Genomic DNA, 18986 nt, shown 5'->3' on the forward strand with positions numbered 1-18986 from the left:
ACCCCGCCCTAATCCTGTTTCGTGCTCAGCCGCACGTAGACGGCGGAGAAGCCGGCCAGCACCACGAGCATGATCACGCCGAGCGCCGCGGCGCCGTTGAGGTCGTTCTGGAAGAACCCGTGCTGGTAGATGAGGTACGCCACCGAGGTGGCGGAGTCCTCCGCGCCCGTACCGTTCGCGAGGATCAGCGGCTCGATGAAGAACTGCATCGTGGCGACGATCTGCAGCATCGCCAAGAGCCCGAGGATCAGCCGGGTCTGCGGGATCGTCACGTTGCGGATCCGCCGCCAGATCCCGGCGCCGTCGAGCTCGGCCGCTTCGTAGAGTTCGCCGGGGATGTTCTGCAGTGCCGCCAGGTAGATCAGTACCGCGCCGCCCATGTTCATCCAGGTCGACGCGAGCACCATCGCCGGCATCGTCATCCCGGAGGACTGCATCCACTGCGAGGTGGGCAGGTGCAGCGCCTTGAGGATCGAGTTGAACAGTCCCGCGTCGCTGGGGTCGTACGCGTAGAACTTGAAGAGGAAGAGCGCCGAGGCCGGCGGCAGCATCACCGGCAGGTAGACCAGGATCCGCAGGTATCCCCTGGCGTGGCGGAACTCGTTGAGCAGGATCGCCACGAAGAACGGCACGGCGTACCCGAGCACGAGCGCGAGAACCGTGAACAAGAACGTGTTCTTCCAGGCCGTCCAGAAGCTGGGGTCGGCGATGATGCGGTCGTAGTTGTCCCAGCCGACCCAGGTCGTGACGCCGCGCCGGGTGCGCTGAAAGCTCATGACGACGCCACGGATCATCGGATACCAGGAGAAGAACGCGAAGCAGACCACGGCGCCGAGCAGGAACGCGTGCCCGGTGAAATTGTCTCGTACCTTGCGGCGGAAGCTCGCACGCCGCGGCCCTGCCGGGTCCGACGAGGCGGGGCGTCCCGGTTCTCTCCTGGTCCCCGGGGCGGTGGTGATCGCCAAGGCAACTCCTGCGTGATTCGGTGACCGGACGGTGCGGCGCGGAGGGTGTGGGGGCCGACGTGCCGGCCCCCACACCATCGGATCAGCCCTCGGCGGCGAGGAGCTTGTTGACCTTGTCCTCGGCCGTGGAGAGAAGCGCGTCGATGTTCGCGTTCGGGTTCGTCAGCACACCGGACATCGCGGCGTCGAGCACCGCGTAGATCGCCTGCGCGTTGCGTGGCTCACCCTTGATCGGCACCGGGTTCGCCTCGAAGGCCGCGAAGTTCGCGGTGTCGAGGTTCGCGTTCGCCTTGCGCAGCTCGAGCTCCTGCTTCTGCGCCTCGCTGCCGTTGGCGAAGAGCAGCGGCTGGGGCAGGCCCACCGGGTAGTTCTGCGGCTTGGCCCGGACGTAGTCGAACTGACCCTTGCCCGGCGTCAGCTTCTGGTACGCGATCCACTTCAGACCGGCCTTGACCTGCTCGGGGGATTGGCCCTTCTTGAAGAAGTAGCCCTCGCCGCCACCGAGCGTCCCCTTCGCCGCACCATCCTGGCCGGGCAGCGGGGCCATCGCCCAGTCCTGGAACTTGCCCTGGAACTGGCTGACGATCGCCTGGGTGGCGTCCGGCGCGCCGATGAACATGCCGACCTTGCCCGCGCCGGCGTTGGTCAGCAGGTCGCCCCACTGCAACAGTTGGCGGGCGCCCATGCTGTTGTCGCCGTACCGCATGTCCTTGAGATTCTGCAGGACCTGCTTGCCCGTGGCGTTGTTGAAGTCGGCCTTCTTGCCGTCCGGGGTCAGCACCTGCCCGCCCTGGGAGTAAAGCAGGGAGGTGAAGTGCCAGCCTCCGGTGTTGCCGGCGCTGTACTCCGCGTAGCCGGCGATGCCGTTGCCCAGCGCGGAGATCTTCTTGGCGGCGGCCCGGACCTCGCCCCACGTCTTGGGCGGGTTGTTCGCGTCGAGCCCCGCCTGCTGGAACAGGGCCTTGTTGTAGACCAGACCCATCGAGTAGTTCTTCACCGGGACGGCGTAGAGCTTGCCGCCGTCGCTGAAGACCTCCTTGAGCGCCGGGTCGACGCTGTCCCAGGTCGGGACCGTGTCCTTGGTGGCGAACTCGGTGATGTCCATCGCCTGACCGGAGTCGAGCACCTGCTGGAGATCGGTCATGTACCCGTAGAACACGTCGGTCACGGTGCCGCCGGCGAGGCGGGCGGTGAAGTCCGGCGGGTTGTTGCACTGCTCGCCGACGCTGACGCTCTTGACGACGATGTCGGGGTTCTGCCGCTGGAACTCGGCGACGTCGTCGTTCCAGTTCTTCAACAGCTCTTTCTGGGAGCCGACCGGCTGGCAGTCGACGGTGATGGTCACCTTGCCGCTCGCATCGCTCGCTGCGTCGTCGCTCTTCGTGGAGCAGGCCGCGAGGCTGAGCCCCAGGCCGGCCACGAGCGCCAACGCCGCAGCCTTCCGGTACTGCGGTACGGACATCTGTCCATCCCTTCGGGAACGGGTGTCTCCATGAGCTCGCTGAGCTGCGGTGACCGGCACCGCGGCCCTGCTACTGATCTGTATCGGTGAGGCGACCTGCCCCTGTCGCCGTGTCGGTCGGGGCCAGGCTGTGAGTGGAGTCACTGTAGCGAGACGAACTCATTTCGGCAAGGTATCGATCGCGTTATGAAAATTAGCGACTGGCGGACGACAGATATGGACAGAGTCCGAGAGTTGCCCCGAGTGGCAGAGTTTTGCCCCTTTTGGCGCTCACGGCTGGGTGGGGCCACGCCGGACGGTGGATCGGGGCCGACACCGCTCGGGGCCGACACCGCTCGGGGCCGGCACCGCTCGGGGCCGGCAACGACGAAACGGCCGCCGACCGCGAGAAGCGGTCGGCGGCCGGAGCGTCGCTCAGCGGCGAGGGAGTCGGCCGGTGGCCGGATGGCCGATCAGCGCCCGGCGCGACAGGTCAGCGGCGGGAACGGCGGCCGGCGGGCGGCCCGTGCCGGGGGCTGGCCCGGATCAGCGGCGGGGGGCGGGCGCGGTGGAACCGCGCACCACCAGTTCGGGCTCGAACAGCAGCTCGTCGCGCAGGACGCCGGCGCCGTCGATCTGGGTGACCAGCAGGTTCACGGCTGCCTGGCCCATCGTCTCGATCGGCTGCCGCACGGTGGTCAGCGGCGGGTCGGTGCAGGTCATGAACGCCGAGTCGTCGAAGCCGACCACCGACACGTCGCCGGGCACCGACAACCCGAGCCGGCGCACCGCGCGGATCGTGCCCAGCGCCAGGACGTCGCTGGCGCAGATGACGCCGGTGACGCCCCGGTCGACCAGCTTGGCGGCGGCGACCCGGGCCCCCTCCATCGAGAAGCTGGACCGCTCCACGAGCTCGCCCGGTTCTGCCCAGCCGGCGATCCGCGCCAACGCGGCCAGCTTGCGCCGCGACGGCACGTGGTCCTCCGGGCCCAGCACGATGCCGATCCGCTCGTGGCCGAGCGACCGCAGGTGCCCGTACGCCTGCTCCACCGCGACCGCGTCGTCCGTGGAGACACGGGGGAAGTCCAGCGCGTCGACGCCCGCGTTCACCAGCACGACCGGCAGCCCCCGGTCGGTCAGCCGGCGGTAGTGGTCGTGCGAGGCGCCGGCGAGCGCGTACGACCCGCCGGCGAAGATGATGCCGGACACCTGGTGGTCGAGCAGCATCTCGACGTAGTCCGATTCGGGCACGCCGCCGATGGTCCGGGCGCACAGCGCCGGGGTGTAGCCGCGCTGGGCCAGCGTCCCGGTGACCACCTCGGCGAGCGCCGGGAAGATCGGGTTCTGCAACTCGGGCAGCACCAGCCCGACCAGCCGGGCCCGCTCCCCCCGCAGCTTGGTGGGCCGTTCGTAGCCGAGCACGTCCAGCGCGGTGAGCACGGCGGTGCGGGTGGACTCGGAGACCCCGCCGCGACCGTTGAGCACCCGGCTGACCGTCGCCTCGCTGACGCCCGCCTTCCGGGCCACCTCGGTCAGTCGCTTCGTCACGCCGCAATGCTACGTCACCAATCTGCAAAAACTAAGCAGCACGGTGACGCAGAAAGTCATCCACCTGACGTGAATCGACTGGAGACATCCGCCGCCGGTGGGGTTGGACGCCCGGGGGTCGTCACGCCGTCCCACCCCTGCCCGGTTCCCTGAGTCGCAGGCGCAGTGCGCCGTCGTGCAGGACGCGCCCCGGGTCCCGCCGCACCCACGCCTTCGCCGCCGGCCCGATACGCCAGTTGCGGACCGGCTTGCCGGCGGCCGTCACCAGGTGCGGGGAGGTCACCCCGTTGAGCGCCTTCCAGGCAAGGCCGACCAACTCGACGAAGTCCCTCTGCACGCGGTCCGCCTCAGCCTCCGGGAACCACTTGAAGGCCAGCCGGCCGGGCTGCATCTCCTCGGGCTGGGTCCCGACCGGCCGGTATCGGCCGCCCGTCGCTTCGAGGACGCCAGCGTCCGTCGTCCACACGCGCGTGTGCAGGTACTGGATGGCGGGCCCCACCACGCCGCCGTCCCTGCCGAGTAGACGCAGGAACGCCTGGATGTAGCCGTGCCTCGTCGCGGACGACAGCGACTCGTGAAGGACGACGCCCGATTCCCGGTCGTGCGTCGCCCACTGCGCGAGCCCTCCGATCGACGACGCCACCGCGTCGCTGAACGCGGAGACGTCCTCAGGCAGCATGAAGGTCGAGGTCTGCCTGGAACGCGAGCCGGGCTCGAACACGCAGACATGATGTCAGACGATGAGGCACCCACCGCGCGCGCAGATTCGACCGTCCCACGCTCCGCCTCACGGGTTGCGGCGGTACACCTCGATGTAGGCCGCAGACTTGTACTGCTGCTTCACTTCCTCGGCCAGGATGCCGATCAACAGCGGGCCGGTGCCGGTCTTCGAGCTGACCCTCGTCTGTGCCTGGTCCAGGATGCCGGTGGGCAGGGTCGCCGGCTGCTCCACCACCGCGGAGTGGTACGCGTTCGTGCCCCCCAGCCACCAGACCAGGACGTCCCGGGCCGCGACGTTCCGCGCGTTGTCGATCCGCCCGAGTGCCTGGTACTCGTCGGCCAGCACGCGGGGCAGGAAGCGACCCCACACGGTGTACTTGTGCGGGCCGAAGGTGCCCAGCGAGTAGCCGTGGCAGAAGAACCTCCCGTCGCCGACGACGCTGGGCCCCGGCCGCCACGCCTCCACGCGGGCACCGAGATCCGTGCGTACGGACAGGTTCAACCCGCTGACGTTGTTCGCCAACGCGTTCTGGTTGAGGATCTGGTCACCGTTGGTCAGGTCGAACGGCTGCATGGGACTCCTCCGTCGTACGTGCGGGAGATATGAGTGCGGTTCGACCCTCGGCCACCCGGTCACACACGGCAAGCATGCGGTCACCAACCCGACGGACGCCCGAGCCCTTTCGGCGTGTAGGAATCTTCCAAGATCAGGATAATTTCGCGTAAACATTCTTCACGCAGGCATCGATGGTCGTTACGATCTCGCCAAGAACGTCTTCTGGATCACGCCAGGCGGACGCACACCCGGCCCACCGGTGACGGCGGCAACGGGTGGACGGGGACGCCGGTCGGGGCCGAGCAATCGTCGGCCGTGACGTGAGGTCCAGCCCGCCCCCACCCCACTCCGCAGTCGAGAGGCGTCAATGTCCAGTTTTGGTAGCTCCGCCGTGCGACGCCGCACCCTCCTCGCCACCGCGGCGGGCGTACTGGCCGCACCCCTGCTCGCCGGCCGCGCGCAGGCCGCCCTTCCCCGCGTCTACATCGACCCGGGCCACGGCGGCACCGACTCCGGCGCGGTCGGCAACGGCCTGCAGGAGAAGAACCTCACCCTCGCCATCTCGCTCCAGGTGCGCGACATCCTGCTGGCCAACTACAGCGTCGACGTGCGGATGTCCCGCACGACCGACCTCACCCGCAGCCTCGCCTACCGCACGGACGACGCCAACGCCTGGGGCGCGAACATCTTCGTGAGCATCCACATCAATTCCGGCGGCGGCACCGGCTTCGAGAGCTACCGCTATCCCACCGGGGGTTCGGGGGCCCTCAGCCTGCACAACGCCCTCCACCCGCGGGTCCTCTCCGGCATGCGGTCGATCGGATCGGTGACCGACCGGGGGCAGAAGACCGCCAACTTCCACGTTCTTCGCGAGACCACCATGCCGGCGGTCCTGACCGAGAACCTGTTCATCGACTCGGTCGCCGACACGAACCTGCTCAAGCGCGCCGACTTCATCACCGCCGTCGCGCGCGGGCACGCCCAGGGCATCGCCGCCCACCTGGGCCTGGCTACCACGCCGCCAGCGTTCAGCACCATCGTGGACAACGCCACCGCGGGCCGCTTCACCGCGAGCGCCAACTGGTCCTCCTCGGCCTACTCGGCGCAGCGCTACGGCACCGAGTACCGCTTCGCCAACCCGGTGCTCGAGAGTGACGCGGCCTGGTTCAAGGTCAACATCCCGGCGGCCGGCAACCACCGGATCGATGTGTGGTACCCGGCCGACGCCGGCTACAACAGCTCGGCGCCGCACGTCGTGGTCACCGCCGCGGGCAACCAGACGGTGAACGTGGACCAGCGCACCGGCGGCGGGGAGTGGCGTTCGATCGGCACCTTCAACCTTGCCGCCGGCGACCGCAATCTGGTCGGCGTGAGCCGCTGGACCAACGCCGCCGGATACGTGATCGCCGACGCGGTGCGGGTCACCCGGGTCTGAGCTGCCCGATCGGCCTTCCTGACGTCCGGACCGGCGGGCACGAACCCGCCGGTCCGGACGACGAAGATGAGGGCCGCCGGTTGCGGCACAAAGCTGCCGAGGGCGAGCCGGTAGCCGACCAACCAGTCGTAGACGAACGTGCTGAGGACCTCCGGGCCGCCCCCGCCATCTGCGTCCCGGGGGGACAGATCCGGTCCGGTGAGACAACGAAACACTCCAGGTCCCGGGCGATCTCAATCACCTGATCGCGCAGAACCGCCACGAGCAGTGGCCACACCCCGGCCCCGGACACCGCAGCCGAGGCTTCGGAGCCGAGCGTGTCCACCCACCGACGCGTCAGTGCGTTCGCGCCCGGCGCTGCCCGCCTCGCTGCTTCAGTCCGCCTCGCTGACCGTGACGCCACGCGCTCGCAGCTGCGCGATCTGGTGCTCGGGCAGTACGGCGAGCGGGGTGATCTTCAGCTCGCGCAGGTTGCGCAGCGCCTCTACGCCTGCCAGCGATCGGACGCGGAACTCGTCGGACTCGCCGTCCCACTGCTGCCACACCATGTGCGCCGTGAGGTGCCCACCCCCGAGCCAGCTCAGGGATTCGACGGTGTCAAGCGCCGCCTGGGGTATCACGACCGTCATCAGCCGGGCCAGGTTGCCTTCGTCGAACTCGAACTCGTCGAAGAAGTACATCGGCGGCAGCTCGACCGAGCGCTTCAATCTATCGAGCACTGCCAGCTTCAGGATCGGATCACTGAATGGCGCCGCCGCCTTGACCGGGTCAGGCAGGAAGTTGTCCACCTGGACTCCGCGCGCGGCCAGCGCCGCGAGCACCTCGTGGCCCGCTGGGTGCAGCACGGCCGCACAGCCGATGTGCACCCGCTTGAGCTGATCGCAGGCCAGCAGCGGGGTCAGGTCCGCGTCCGGCGGCACACCGACCCACAACAGCTCCAGCGCAGGCAGCGCGGTGAGCGGTCCGAGATCACTGACCTCGGACTCGCGCAGGTACAGGTTGTTCACTTCCGGAAAGCCTTCGATGCCGGTCAGCGACCGGATCGTGCCGTCGGCGCCGTCCGGCAGCGCGTCCCACAGATCCGCCTCGTCGGTCCAGGACGCCTGATCTGCGCCCGCCAAGACTTCCAACGCGAGCACCTCGGCATACCGGGCTTTGAGCTCCTCGACCGAACGTTCGCGGATCTCGGCGACTGCGTCATTGAGATAGTCGGCCTCAAGCAGGGCCAAGCGCAGGCAGGGATCCACGCAGGCAACCTACCTGACCGTTTGGGCTGTATCCCGCCTGGGGCGCGTGCCTGCGCCCTGAGCCTCTAAGGATGCACCTTAGAGCATGGACAACGCCGATCCGTCGTGCGTGGCACGACGCAGTGGATCGCCTCCCGCGTCCGCCCGATCGATCAGTCGGTGAGGATCTCGACCCCGTCGACCTGGCCGCCGGGCAGCGCCTCGTGGTCACGGACCCGCCGCCGGCGCTGGAGCAGCCACCCGAAGGTGCGCAAGCCGACGAGGCACGACGGCTGACCATCGTCGCCTCGCGGTGGAGGTCAGCTCGGCCCGCTCCCCCAACCGCCTGTCTTCCCTGCTCCCGGCCGCGCTCCGACTGCGCCCCGGGCCCAGGAACCCACCCGGCGACCGTCGACCCGTCATCGTTTCAGCAGCGTGCGGGGCAGGTGGGGCAAGCTGCCGCCCGCATCACGCACGCCAATATGTCGTGACTATTGTTTGTAAGGACATACTGTTGTAACGTCCGTCCTCGCAAGGTTCTCCCTCATCCCCGTCCCATTTCCGGGAGGCACAATGCGCTTCAAACCCGACCGCCGTCTGCTGACGATGGCCTCGTTCTGCCTGACAGCGGTGGTTGTCGTGGCGTCGACCTCGACGCCGGCCGCCGCCATGGCCGTCCCGACCATCAAGGCGGAACTCGAGACGCCCACACTGTTCGACGATGCCGCAGGCGGCAACGCCAATGCCGACGATCCTGCGATCTGGGTGCATCCGACCAACTCTGCCAAGAGCCTGGTGGTGGGCACCGCCAAGGAAGGCGGCCTGCGGGTCTACAACCTGTCCGGTGGGCTGGTGCAGAGCATCGCGGCACCGGCGGCCCCGGGGCCGGACGACGAGCCCGGCCGATTCAACAACGTGGACCTGCTCTACGGGGTCCGGGTCGGTGGCGCCACTGTCGACCTCGCCGTGACGACCGACCGTGGCCGCGACACGCTGCGGGTCTACCGGATCAACCCGGCCGGTGGCAGCACGGCGCTCACCGATGTGACGAGCGCGGCGGCTCCGCTGGTGTTCTCCGCGAACGCGGGAGAGGTCAACGACGGGCGCACGGCCTACGGGCTGGCGACGTGGAAGGACCGCGCGACCGGGCGCAACTACGCGCTGGTGAGCCAACGGCACGAGACCGCCGTGGCGCTTCTGGAGCTCACCGTCACCCCGACCGGGACCGTCACCTATCACAAGGTTCGCAGCCTCACCCTGCCGCAGAGCTTCGCGCTGCCCAACGGCAGCACCTGGACGCCGTGCGACGACCCTGGCGACCTGCCGCAGGTCGAGGGCATGGTGGTCGACGCCACCAGCGGTGTGCTCTACGCCGGTCAGGAGGACGTCGGCATCTGGAAGGTGTCGGCAACCTTGACCGGGACTCCGGTCCTGATGGACAAGGTGAAGGAGTTCGGCCTCCCGCTCGCCTACGACCCGGTGACCGAGGAGTGCTACCAGTCCGGCCCCGATCCCGGCTACGGTGGCACGCACATCACGGCCGACGTCGAGGGCCTGACCATCTACTACCGGGCCAACGGCAAGGGCTACCTGTTGGCGTCCAGCCAGGGCGACAACAGCTTCGTGGTGTACCAGCGCTCCGGTGCCAACACCTTCCTCGGCTCGTTCCGGGTCGGGCCGCACTCCGACCCCACCCACCCGGACGGCTCGGAGGAGTGCGACGGGGCGATGGTGATGAACGTGCCGCTCGGTGACAAATTCGACGAGGGTCTGTTCGTCGTCCAGGACGGCTTCGACGGCCCTGAGGTGCTCGACGGCAATGGCGAGCCGCGCACCACGACGAACTTCAAGTTCGTCGAGTGGGACGACATCGCCGAGGATCTCGATCTGGCTGTCGACCCGACAGGCTGGAGTCCCCGAAGCTGAACAAACCGTCGCCCGGTCCCGCATCGCGGGGCCGGGCGACGGTGCGTGCGTCACGATCAGCGCTCGACGAGTGCGATCTCGAAGGTGTACAGCGTCGCCCGATAGACGTGCGAGCCGTATTCGACGGCACGGCCGTTGTCGTCGTACGTCGTGCGGCTCATCGTCAGCAGTGGTGCGCCACGCCGCTCGTGCAGCAGCCTCGCCTCCGCGGCGGTCGCGGCGCGCGCGCCGATGCGCTGGTTGGCGACCCGCATGTGGACGCCGGCGGCGCGCAGCATCTCGTAGAGGCCACGCTGCTCCAGCCGTTCGACGGTGAGGTCGGTCAGCCCGTCCGGCAGCCAGTTGTGCATGATCGCCAGGGGTTCGCCCTGCGCGCACCGCAGCCGCCGCAGGTGCACCACCTCGGTGCCCGGTGGGACCCGCAGGGCGAAGGCGACGTCGTCCTCGGCCGGAACACGAGCCATGTTGAGCACGGTGGTGGCGGGCCGCTTGCTGGCCATCGCCAGGTCGTCGTAGAGACTCGACAACTCCACCGACCGTTTGACCATGCTGTGCACGACCTGCGTGCCGACCCCGCGCTTGCGCACCAGCAGCCCTTTGTCGACGAGGTGCTGGATGGCCTGCCGCATTGTCGGGCGGGACAGACCCATCTGATCGGCGAGCTGGATCTCGTTGTCCAGCCGGTGGCCGGCGGGCAGGGTGCCGGCGTCGATCATCGCCTCTATCTGCTGGGCGACCTGGAAGTACAACGGGACCGGACTCGTCCGGTCGAGCGTGATCGACAGGGAGTTGGTCAATGGTTCCTCACGCTTCGTCGCAGACCCTGATGCTGACACCATCAAGTTAGCAGACATCAGAATGTCCTGACAAAGTCTTGACTTCGGTGTGTGACGGGGACTACGAATCATGGCATGCATCGTGCTGGCGCCTGCCGCCACCGATGTTCAACACGTGGGAGGTATTCGTTCATGCGCATTGGACTGCTCGGCGTCGGACGCATCGGTGCGACACACGCCCAGTTGCTCGCGAGTCACCCCGAGGTGACCGAGCTCGTGCTCGGTGATGTCATGCCCGAGCGCGCTCGTGACGTGGCCGAACGCCTTGGCGTACGCGCTGCCGGTCCGATCGACGAGGTGTTCGCCACGCCCCTCGACGGCATCGTCATCGCCACGCCCACGGCCACGCACGCCGACCTGATCGAGCGCGGGGTCGACGCCGGGCTGACCGTGTTCTGCGAGAAGCCGGTCGCGGCCGATCTGGCCCGCACGGTCGAGATCGCCCAGCGGGTGGCGGCGGCCGACGGCCGGGTGCAGGTGGGGTTCCAGCGCCGCTTCGACGCGGGTTACCGAGCGGCCAGGGAGGCGCTGCGCAGCGGCGCGGTCGGCACCCTGCACCGGATGCATCTGCTCACCGCCGATCCGACGCCTCCGCCGGCCGAGTACATCCCCCTGTCCGGCGGCATCTTCCGCGACTGCCACATCCATGACTTCGACATCGCCCTCTGGCTGACCGGCCAGGAGGTCGTCGAGGTCTACGCCACCGGCGCGAACCGGGGTGCCAGCCTCTTCGCCGAGGCAAGCGACGTCGACACCTCCGCAGCCATTCTGACGTTCGCCGACGGCACCCTGGCGACCCTGCAGGGCTCGCGGTACAACGGCGGCGGTTACGACGTGCGGGCCGAACTCGCCGGCACCGAGTCCACCTTCGTCGTCGGCCTTGACGACCGGGCGCCGCTGCGCTCGGCCGAGCCCGGCGTCACCTATCCCAGCGGTGAGCCGTGGCCGGACTTCTGGCAACGCTTCAGCGCGTCCTACACCGCGGAGATGAACGCGTTCCTCGACTATGTGGCCGGTCGGCGTAGCAGCGCGTGCACGGTTTCCGAGGCGCTCGAGGCGCTCTACATCGCCGAGGCCGCCGACCGCTCGCGGCGTGAGCGCCGGCCCGTACGGGTCGAGGAGATCCGCGCCAGCGGCCCCGCGAACGAGCTGAAGCACTCGGCGGTGCTGGCATGACGCGGCGACTGGCGGGCGCGCCCATCTCCTGGGGCGTGTGTGAGGTGCCCGGCTGGGGCTACCAGCTGGACGTGGACCGGGTGTTGGCGGAGATGGCGGCACTCGGGTTGACGGCCAGCGAGTTCGGCCCGGACGGGTTCCTGCCCGTGGACGGCGCGGCCCGCCAGGAGACACTGCGACGGCACGGACTGCAGGCCGTCGGTGGATTCCTGCCGGTGGTGCTGCACGGATCGACCCAGGATCCGGTGTCAGAGGTCGCCGCCGCCCTGCAGCAGTTCCGGGCGGCGCAGGCCGGTGTCCTCGTCCTCGCTGCGGCGACCGGTCTCGACGGATACGACTCCCGCCCGGAGCTCGACGCCGACGGCTGGCGGACCCTGCTGTCGAACCTTGACCTGCTGGATCGGGTGGCCGCCGACGCCGGCGTGACCGCCACGCTGCACCCGCACGTGGGCACCATGATCGAGAAGCCGGAGGAGATCGAGCGGCTGCTCGACGGCTCCGGCATCGGGCTCTGCCTGGACACCGGCCATGTGCTGGCCGGCGGCGGCGATCCGGTGCGGCTGGCCGGGCAGGCCGCGGAGCGGGTGAAACACGTGCATCTCAAGGACGTCGACGCGGGGCAGGCCCAACGGGTCCGCGCCGGTGCGGTGAGCTACCGCGACGCGGTCGCGCAGGGCCTCTACCGCCCGCTCGGCCAGGGTGACGTGGACATCGCCGCCATCGTCGCCTCGCTGGAGAAGGCCGCTTACGCCGGCTGGTACGTACTGGAGCAGGACCTCGTCCTGGACCGGGAACCGCCGGCCGGGGCCGGACCGGTCACCGAGGTTGCCGCCTGCCTGGCCTATCTGCGGGGGCTGTCGTCGTGACCGGCTTCGACCTCATCACCGTCGGCAGGTGCGGCGTCGACCTCTACCCGCTGCGTTCCGGCGTCCCGCTGGCCGAGGTGGACACCTTCGGCCGGTTCCTCGGCGGGTCGCCGACCAACGTCGCGGTCGCCGCCGCCCGACTGGGACGGCACGCTGCGGTGGTGACGCGCACCGGAGACGACCCGTTCGGCGATTTCGTGCGGGCCGCGCTCAAGGAATACGGGGTCGACGACCGGTTCGTCCGGTCGGTGCCGCTCCTCAAGACGCCCATCACCTTCTGTGAGATCTTCCCGCCGGACAACTTCCCGCTGTACTTCTACCGCGAACCCAAGGCTCCTGATCTGGAGATCGCCGCGCAGGAGTTGGACCTGGACGCGCTCGGCGCGGCGCGGATCGTCTGGCTCACCGGCACCGGCCTGTGTGCCGAGCCCAGCCGCGCCGCGCTGCACGCGGTGCTCGCCCATCGCCGCGGACCGACCGTGCTGGACCTGGACTATCGGCCGATGTTCTGGTCCTCGGCCGCGGAGGCCACCGGGCACTACCGGGCCGCGCTCGCCAGTGGGGCGGTGAGCGTAGCCGTCGGCAACCGTGAGGAGTGCGCCGTGGCCACCGGTGAAGACGATCCGGAGCGGGCCGCGCAGGCGCTGCTCGACTTCGGTGTCGCCCTGGCCGTGGTGAAGCTCGGACCGGAGGGAGTGCTCGGCTGCACGGCCGACGGCCAGCGGGTACGGGTGCCACCCACCCCGGTCGAGGTGGTCAACGGCCTGGGCGCCGGCGACGCGTTCGGCGGCGCGCTCTGCCACGGCATGCTCGCCGACTGGCCGCTGCGTCACACCCTGCGGTACGCCAGCACGGCGGGCGCCATCGTCGCCTCCCGGCTGGCCTGCTCCGCTGCCATGCCCACCGCCGACGAGGTGTCGGCCCTGCTCGGGGAGAATCCGGATGTCTGATGCCAGTGCCCAGATCGGTGACCTGGTCCGGCGCCGCGCCAGCCGGCCCGCGTTGGTCGCGGAGTCCGCACAGGCCCGGCGGCGGCTGTCCGACTGGGGTGACCAGCGGCTGATGATCATCGCCGCGGACCACCCGGCTCGCGGCACGATCGGGGTCCGAGACCGGGCCGACGCGATGGCCAGCCGCGCCGACCTGCTCGACCGGCTCTGCGTAGCGCTTGCCCGCCCCGGCGTGCACGGTGTGCTCGCCACCGCCGACATCGTCGAGGACCTCATGCTCCTCGGCGTCCTGCACGACAAGCTCGTCATCGGATCGATGAACCGTGGCGGCATCACCGGCTCGGCGTTCGAGCTGGACGACCGGTTCACCGGCTACGACGCCGAGACGATCGCCGCGATGAACTTCGACGGCGGCAAGATGCTGTGCCGCATCGACCTCGACGACCCCGGCACGGTCAACACCCTGGAGGCGTGCGGCCGTGCGGTGACGGCGCTGGCCGGGCGCGGCCTGATGGCGATGGTCGAGCCGCTGCCGGTGAGCCGGGTCGACGGCCGCACGCAGCTCGACCAGCGCCCCGAGGCGCTCATCCGGGCGATCAGCATCGGTCAGGCGCTCGGCGCGACCTCGGCGTACACCTGGTTGAAGATCCCGGTCGTCGAGGAGATGGACCGGGTCCTCGATGCCACCACGCTGCCCGTGCTGCTGCTCGGCGGTGAGACACCGCCCGAGCAGGCCTACGCCGGTTGGCAGAAGGCGCTGGAACTGCCCGGCGTGCGCGGACTGGTGGCCGGACGCGCGCTGCTCTACCCGACCGACGACGATGTGGCGGCCGCCGTCGACGCGGCCACCGCCCTGCTGTGAAGGCGGTGAGCGCGGTGCACATCCCTCGGGGCGCCACAACGACACCTGGGTGGACGGTCCAGGTGACACCGGAAATGGCCGGTTGGACCTACTGCGGGCTGCGGGTGTTGGACCTGGAGCCCGGTAAGACGCGCGTCTTCACCACTGGTGACGACGAGATGCTGGTGCTGCCGCTGACCGGTTCGGCGATGGTCGACTGCGACGGGACGCGGTTCGAGCTCGTCGGCCGGACCAGCGTCTTCGACCGGGTCAGCGACTTCTGCTACCTGCCGATCGGGGCGCGGGTGGAGGTGTCCAGCACGACCGGTGGGCGGTTCGCGCTGCCGTCGGCGCGGGCCGGACGCCGGCTGCCCCCGCGCTACGGCCCGGCCGAGCAGGTGCCGGTGGAGGTGCGTGGGGCAGGGACGGCGAGCCGCCAGGTGAACAACTTCTGCGCCCCGGACGCTTTCGACTGCGACAAGCTCGTCGCCGTCGAACTGCTCACCCCGGGCGGGAACTGGTCGTCGTACCCGCCACACAAACACGACACCGAGACTCCCGGCGAGGCGGTTCTCGAGGAGATCTACTACTTCGAGACGCGCGGCCTTGCCTACCAGCGGGTGTACGGCACCACCACCGTGCTGGCCGAGGTCGGTGCCGGCGACGTCGTCCTGGTGCCGAACGGCTACCACGGGCCGTCGATGGCCGCCCCCGGCTACGACCTCTACTACCTGAACGTCCTGGCCGGCCCGGCCGCCGAGCGGTCGATGGCCTGCGCCGACGACCCCACCCACGGGTGGATCCGTAGCTCCTGGTCCGGCCAACAGGTCGACCCACGCGTACCGATGACAACCTGTCTGGGGAGGACCGGCGCATGAAACTCACCGTGGCGCAGGCGACCATCCGCTTCCTCGCCAACCAGTACAGCGAGCGTGACGGGCGACGGCACAGGCTGATCGCCGGCTGTTTCGGAATCTTCGGCCACGGCAACGTCGCCGGGCTCGGCCAGGCGCTGCGGCAGGCCGAGCTGGACGGCGACCCGGGGATGACCTACTACCAGTGCCGCAACGAGCAGGCGATGGTCCACACCGCGGTCGCCTACGCCCGGATGACCGCCCGGATGTCGACGTTCGCCTGCACCACCTCGATCGGGCCGGGCGCCACCAACCTCGTCACGGGCGCCGCCCTGGCCACCGTCAACCGGTTGCCGGTCCTGCTGCTGCCCGGGGACATCTTCGCCACCCGGGTGGCCAGTCCGGTCCTTCAGGAGTTGGAGGATTCCCGCTCCTACGACGTGTCGGTCAACGACACGCTGCGGCCGGTGTCGCGGTTCTGGGACCGCATCAACCGCCCCGAACAGTTGCCGGCGGCGCTGCTCGCCGCGATGCGGGTGCTCACCGACCCGGCCGAAACCGGAGCGGTCACGCTGGCCATGCCGCAGGACGTGCAGGCCGAGGCGTACGACTGGCCGGACGAGCTGTTCACCGAGCGGACCTGGTACGTGCCGCGCCCGGTACCCGAGCCGGCCGCGCTGGCCCGAGCGGCGCATGCCCTGCGCGCGGCACGCCGCCCGCTCATCGTCGCCGGCGGCGGCGTGACCTACAGCGACGCCAACGACGAGCTCGCCTCCTTCGCCCGACGCACCGGCATCCCCGTGGCCGAGACCCAGGCCGGCCGCGGCGCGCTCCCCCACGACCATCCGTGCGCGGTCGGCCCGATCGGCGTGACCGGATCCACGGCCGCCAACGCCCTCGCCGCCGAGGCCGACGTGGTGCTGGGCATCGGCACCCGCTACGCGGACTTCACCACCGCTTCGCGGTCGTTGTTCGCCGAGCCGTCGGTGCGGTTCGTCAACCTGAACGTGGCTGCCTTCGACGCGGCGAAGCTCGGCGCGATCAGCCTGGTCGCGGACGCGCGGGAAGGGCTGCGGGCACTCGACGCGGCGCTGCCGCGCTGGCAGGTGGGCGAGGAGCGCAGGAAGCTGGCCGTGACCCTGACCCGCCGGTGGGACGACGCCGTCGACGAGGCCCGCCGCCCTGGGCCCGGCCCCCTCACCCAGAGCCAGCTCATCGGCGCGGTGAACGACGCCGCCAACCCGGCCGACGTGGTCGTCTGCGCGGCCGGTTCCATGCCCGGCGACCTGCACAAGCTGTGGCGGCCGGCGAGTCCTCGGCAATATCACGTCGAGTACGGCTACTCCTGCATGGGCTACGAGATCGCCGGTGGCCTGGGCGTGAAGCTGGCCCAGCCGGACGCCGAGGTCTTCGTCCTCGTCGGGGACGGCTCCTACCTGATGATGGCGCAGGAGTTGGTCACCGCCGTGGCGGAGGGGCTCAAGCTGGTGGTGGTCCTGGTCGACAACGGCGGTTACGCCTCCATCGGGGCGCTGTCCGAGCAGGTGGGTGGTGCCCGGTTCGGCACCGTCTACCGATACCGCGACCCTGCCTCCGGCCGCTTCGACGGACAGCCGCTGCCGGTCGACCTGGCCGCGAACGCGGCAAGTCTGGGCGCCGACGTTTTGACCGCGGACACCCTCGACGAGGTCCGCGTGGCGCTGGTGAAGGCGCGCGCCGCCGCCACCACCACCGTTGTGTACGTCCGTACCGAGCTCGGCGGGCCGGGGAGCCCGGCCAACGACACGTGGTGGGACGTTCCGGTGGCCGCGGTGTCGACCACGCCGGACGGCCCGCCGGCCAGGCAGCGGTACGTCGAGCGCAAGGCGACGCAACGCGGCCACTGGTCGGGTCTGTGAGCGTCGTGCTGTCCGTGCTCGCCGCCGTGTTCGTCTTCGTCTGCGGCGCCAACGACGGCGGAGCGTTGCTCGCCCTCGCCCTACGCCACCGCGAGGTCGCCGGCATCGCCATGCTCGGACTTCTTCTCGCCGCCATCGTCGCCGGTCCCCGCCTCTTCGGACTGGACGTGGCGCACGCGTTCACCGGCCGGCTGGTCGCCTCCGGCGATCGCGGCGGGCAGCCGATCGTCGTGATCGGCGTGGCGGCGGCGGTCGCACTGGTCCTGGTGCTGACGTGGCGAGGCGTACCGACGAGCGTGACCCTGGCGATCATCGGTGGGTTGGCGGGCGCCGGACTCGGGCTCGGGCTCATGCCGTCGTGGAGCACTCTTGCGACGATGCTCGGCATCGGCGCGGCCGCGCCCCTCGTCGGTGGGCTGCTGGGCTATCTGCTCGGCGTGCTGGCCCAGCGGGTCCCGACCACCGGTCGGGCGTCGGCCACGGTCCGGCTGGCGCACGTCGGCGCGTTCGGTTGCCAGTGTCTGGCCTACGCGGCCAACGACGGGCAGAAGATGTTCGCGGTCGCCGCGGTCGCCGTCGCCGCCGTCCACGGCTCGGCCGAGCTGTCGCTGCCGGTGTTGTCCGCCGTGGCGGCGCTGTTCGCCGCGGGGGCGCTGACGAGCCTGCGGCGGATGTCGCGAGGTGCCACGTTCAGCCTGTCCCCGCCACGTCCGTGGCAGATCGTCTCGGCCGAGATCGCCTCGTCCGCGGCGGTGTTCGGCACCGCCGGGCTGGGTGTGCCGGTCAGCATGACCCAGTCCGTGGCGGCCGGTTTGGTCGGCGTCGGCGCCAGCCAGGGCGCACGCCGGGTGCGCTGGCAGTACGCCGTGCCGATCCTGGTCTCCTGGCTGGTGACCCTCCCGGCCAGCTTCGGCATGGCGGCGGTGGCCGGGCTGGCCGTGCGAGGGCTCCGGTGACCGGCCGTCGGCTGCGCCGGGTCTGGCGGATCGTGGATGACCTCGCTGGTCGCTCCCACCATCGGGTCGTCGGCATCCTGCTGCGCCAGCTCGAGCAGAACCAGGAGGCGGTGGACCTGGCCGTCGACGTGGTCACCAGGGCCGTGCCGTCGGCCACGGGCCGGGCCCGGATGGGCGACATCGAACACGCCGGCGACGACCATCGGCGGCAACTCGTCGTCGAGCTCGCCGCCTCGCTCACCACGCCGATCGACCGCGAGGACCTGTTCCGGCTCTCCCGGTCGATCGACGATGTGCTGGACAACCTACGGGACTTCGTACGGGAGAACGACCTCTTCGGTGCGCCCACCGTGGACGCTGCCGTGCCGGCGCTCATCGCCGTCCGGGAAGGGCTCGCGCTGCTGCGCCGCGCCCTTCAGCAGCTGGTCGACCATCCGACCGACGTCGCCGACCTCGTCCTGGCCGTACGGAAGCGGGCCGGTGTCGTGCGTCGCGTGTACCAGGAGGCGATCGGGCAGCTGCTGGCCGGGGACGTGACCTCCGAGATGCTGCGGCAGCGTGAGCTGCTGCGTCGCATCGACGTCGTCGGCCTTCGGCTGGCCGAGTGCTGCGACGCGCTGGCCGACGCGATGCTGAAGCGAATCGTCTGAAGGGCTGATGTACATATGTCTTGACAAAGATTGCCGTCGTATTACGCTCAGGACACTCCGCGGCTGCGATAGGCCTTTCACCGCAACCGACGGACGAGTTGGCTCTCACCCGCATGCTCCGCCACCGAGGAGGTTCGCGCAC

General features: G+C 70.0%; 17 protein-coding genes. 10 read left to right on the forward strand and 7 right to left on the reverse strand.

Annotated elements, in window-relative coordinates; translation table 11 throughout:
- Positions 1-8: 8 nt before the first annotated feature.
- From ACQPZO_RS18805 to ACQPZO_RS18825, 5 genes are all read right to left on the reverse strand, one after another.
- Positions 9-965 (reverse strand): carbohydrate ABC transporter permease, encoded by a 957-nt coding sequence (locus ACQPZO_RS18805; RefSeq protein WP_433342711.1) that lies wholly within the window; start codon positions 963-965, stop codon positions 9-11.
- Positions 966-1047: 82 nt separating this feature from the next.
- Entirely contained in the window at positions 1048-2427 is a 1380-nt protein-coding gene (locus ACQPZO_RS18810) for an ABC transporter substrate-binding protein (protein WP_433342713.1), read from the reverse strand.
- A 525-nt stretch (positions 2428-2952) separates the two neighbouring features.
- Positions 2953-3954 carry a LacI family DNA-binding transcriptional regulator gene (locus tag ACQPZO_RS18815; protein WP_433342714.1) on the reverse strand — a complete coding sequence of 334 codons (1002 nt, stop codon included), beginning with the start codon at positions 3952-3954 and terminating at the stop codon, positions 2953-2955.
- A 121-nt stretch (positions 3955-4075) separates the two neighbouring features.
- On the reverse strand, positions 4076-4675 hold the full coding sequence (locus tag ACQPZO_RS18820; RefSeq protein ID WP_433342716.1) for a hypothetical protein: 600 nt from the start codon (positions 4673-4675) through the stop codon (positions 4076-4078).
- Between the two features lie 66 nt (positions 4676-4741).
- Complete coding sequence (locus tag ACQPZO_RS18825; protein ID WP_433342718.1) at positions 4742-5248, reverse strand: hypothetical protein; 507 nt, start codon at positions 5246-5248, stop codon at positions 4742-4744.
- A 349-nt stretch (positions 5249-5597) separates the two neighbouring features.
- Here ACQPZO_RS18825 and ACQPZO_RS18830 point away from each other — a divergent pair, with 349 nt between their 5' ends.
- Positions 5598-6665, forward strand: coding sequence for an N-acetylmuramoyl-L-alanine amidase (locus tag ACQPZO_RS18830; RefSeq protein WP_433342719.1), 1068 nt, complete (start codon positions 5598-5600; stop codon positions 6663-6665).
- Positions 6666-7039: 374 nt separating this feature from the next.
- Here ACQPZO_RS18830 and ACQPZO_RS18835 read toward each other — a convergent pair whose 3' ends face one another.
- Positions 7040-7912, reverse strand: coding sequence for a DUF6892 domain-containing protein (locus tag ACQPZO_RS18835; RefSeq protein WP_433342721.1), 873 nt, complete (start codon positions 7910-7912; stop codon positions 7040-7042).
- 552 nt (positions 7913-8464) lie between these two features.
- On the opposite strand from ACQPZO_RS18835, the gene ACQPZO_RS18840 reads away from it, so the two are divergent.
- On the forward strand, positions 8465-9817 hold the full coding sequence (locus ACQPZO_RS18840) for a phytase (protein WP_433342722.1): 1353 nt from the start codon (positions 8465-8467) through the stop codon (positions 9815-9817).
- Between the two features lie 56 nt (positions 9818-9873).
- Here the strand turns inward: ACQPZO_RS18840 and ACQPZO_RS18845 are convergent, their stop codons facing one another.
- On the reverse strand, positions 9874-10614 hold the full coding sequence (locus ACQPZO_RS18845; protein WP_433342724.1) for a GntR family transcriptional regulator: 741 nt from the start codon (positions 10612-10614) through the stop codon (positions 9874-9876).
- Between the two features lie 171 nt (positions 10615-10785).
- Here ACQPZO_RS18845 and ACQPZO_RS18850 point away from each other — a divergent pair, with 171 nt between their 5' ends.
- The 8 genes from ACQPZO_RS18850 to ACQPZO_RS18885 all read left to right on the forward strand — a co-directional run bounded on the left by ACQPZO_RS18850 (position 10786) and on the right by ACQPZO_RS18885 (position 18844).
- Positions 10786-11829, forward strand: coding sequence for a Gfo/Idh/MocA family protein (locus tag ACQPZO_RS18850; RefSeq protein ID WP_433342726.1), 1044 nt, complete (start codon positions 10786-10788; stop codon positions 11827-11829).
- Positions 11826-12695 (forward strand): TIM barrel protein, encoded by an 870-nt coding sequence (locus tag ACQPZO_RS18855; RefSeq protein ID WP_433342728.1) that lies wholly within the window; start codon positions 11826-11828, stop codon positions 12693-12695. Before ACQPZO_RS18850 ends, ACQPZO_RS18855 begins: the two co-directional genes overlap by 4 nt.
- The gene (iolC, locus tag ACQPZO_RS18860) at positions 12692-13645 is read left to right on the forward strand and encodes a 5-dehydro-2-deoxygluconokinase (RefSeq protein ID WP_433342729.1); all 954 of its coding nucleotides are present in this window, start codon (positions 12692-12694) and stop codon (positions 13643-13645) included. The genes ACQPZO_RS18855 and iolC overlap by 4 nt, the downstream gene beginning before the upstream one ends.
- The gene (locus ACQPZO_RS18865; protein WP_433342731.1) at positions 13638-14507 is read left to right on the forward strand and encodes a Cgl0159 family (beta/alpha)8-fold protein; all 870 of its coding nucleotides are present in this window, start codon (positions 13638-13640) and stop codon (positions 14505-14507) included. Before iolC ends, ACQPZO_RS18865 begins: the two co-directional genes overlap by 8 nt.
- A gap of 74 nt (positions 14508-14581) precedes the next feature.
- The gene (gene iolB / locus ACQPZO_RS18870; RefSeq protein ID WP_433342733.1) at positions 14582-15364 is read left to right on the forward strand and encodes a 5-deoxy-glucuronate isomerase; all 783 of its coding nucleotides are present in this window, start codon (positions 14582-14584) and stop codon (positions 15362-15364) included.
- A complete protein-coding gene (iolD, locus tag ACQPZO_RS18875) occupies positions 15361-17238 on the forward strand; it encodes a 3D-(3,5/4)-trihydroxycyclohexane-1,2-dione acylhydrolase (decyclizing) (protein WP_433342735.1) in 1878 nt (625 codons plus the stop codon). Before iolB ends, iolD begins: the two co-directional genes overlap by 4 nt.
- On the forward strand, positions 17235-18194 hold the full coding sequence (locus tag ACQPZO_RS18880) for an inorganic phosphate transporter (RefSeq protein WP_433342737.1): 960 nt from the start codon (positions 17235-17237) through the stop codon (positions 18192-18194). Before iolD ends, ACQPZO_RS18880 begins: the two co-directional genes overlap by 4 nt.
- On the forward strand, positions 18191-18844 hold the full coding sequence (locus ACQPZO_RS18885) for a DUF47 domain-containing protein (protein WP_433342739.1): 654 nt from the start codon (positions 18191-18193) through the stop codon (positions 18842-18844). Before ACQPZO_RS18880 ends, ACQPZO_RS18885 begins: the two co-directional genes overlap by 4 nt.
- Positions 18845-18986 lie beyond the last annotated feature (142 nt).

This window comes from Micromonospora sp. CA-111912, assembly GCF_050948415.1.
Taxonomy (GTDB): Bacteria; Actinomycetota; Actinomycetes; order Mycobacteriales; family Micromonosporaceae; genus Micromonospora.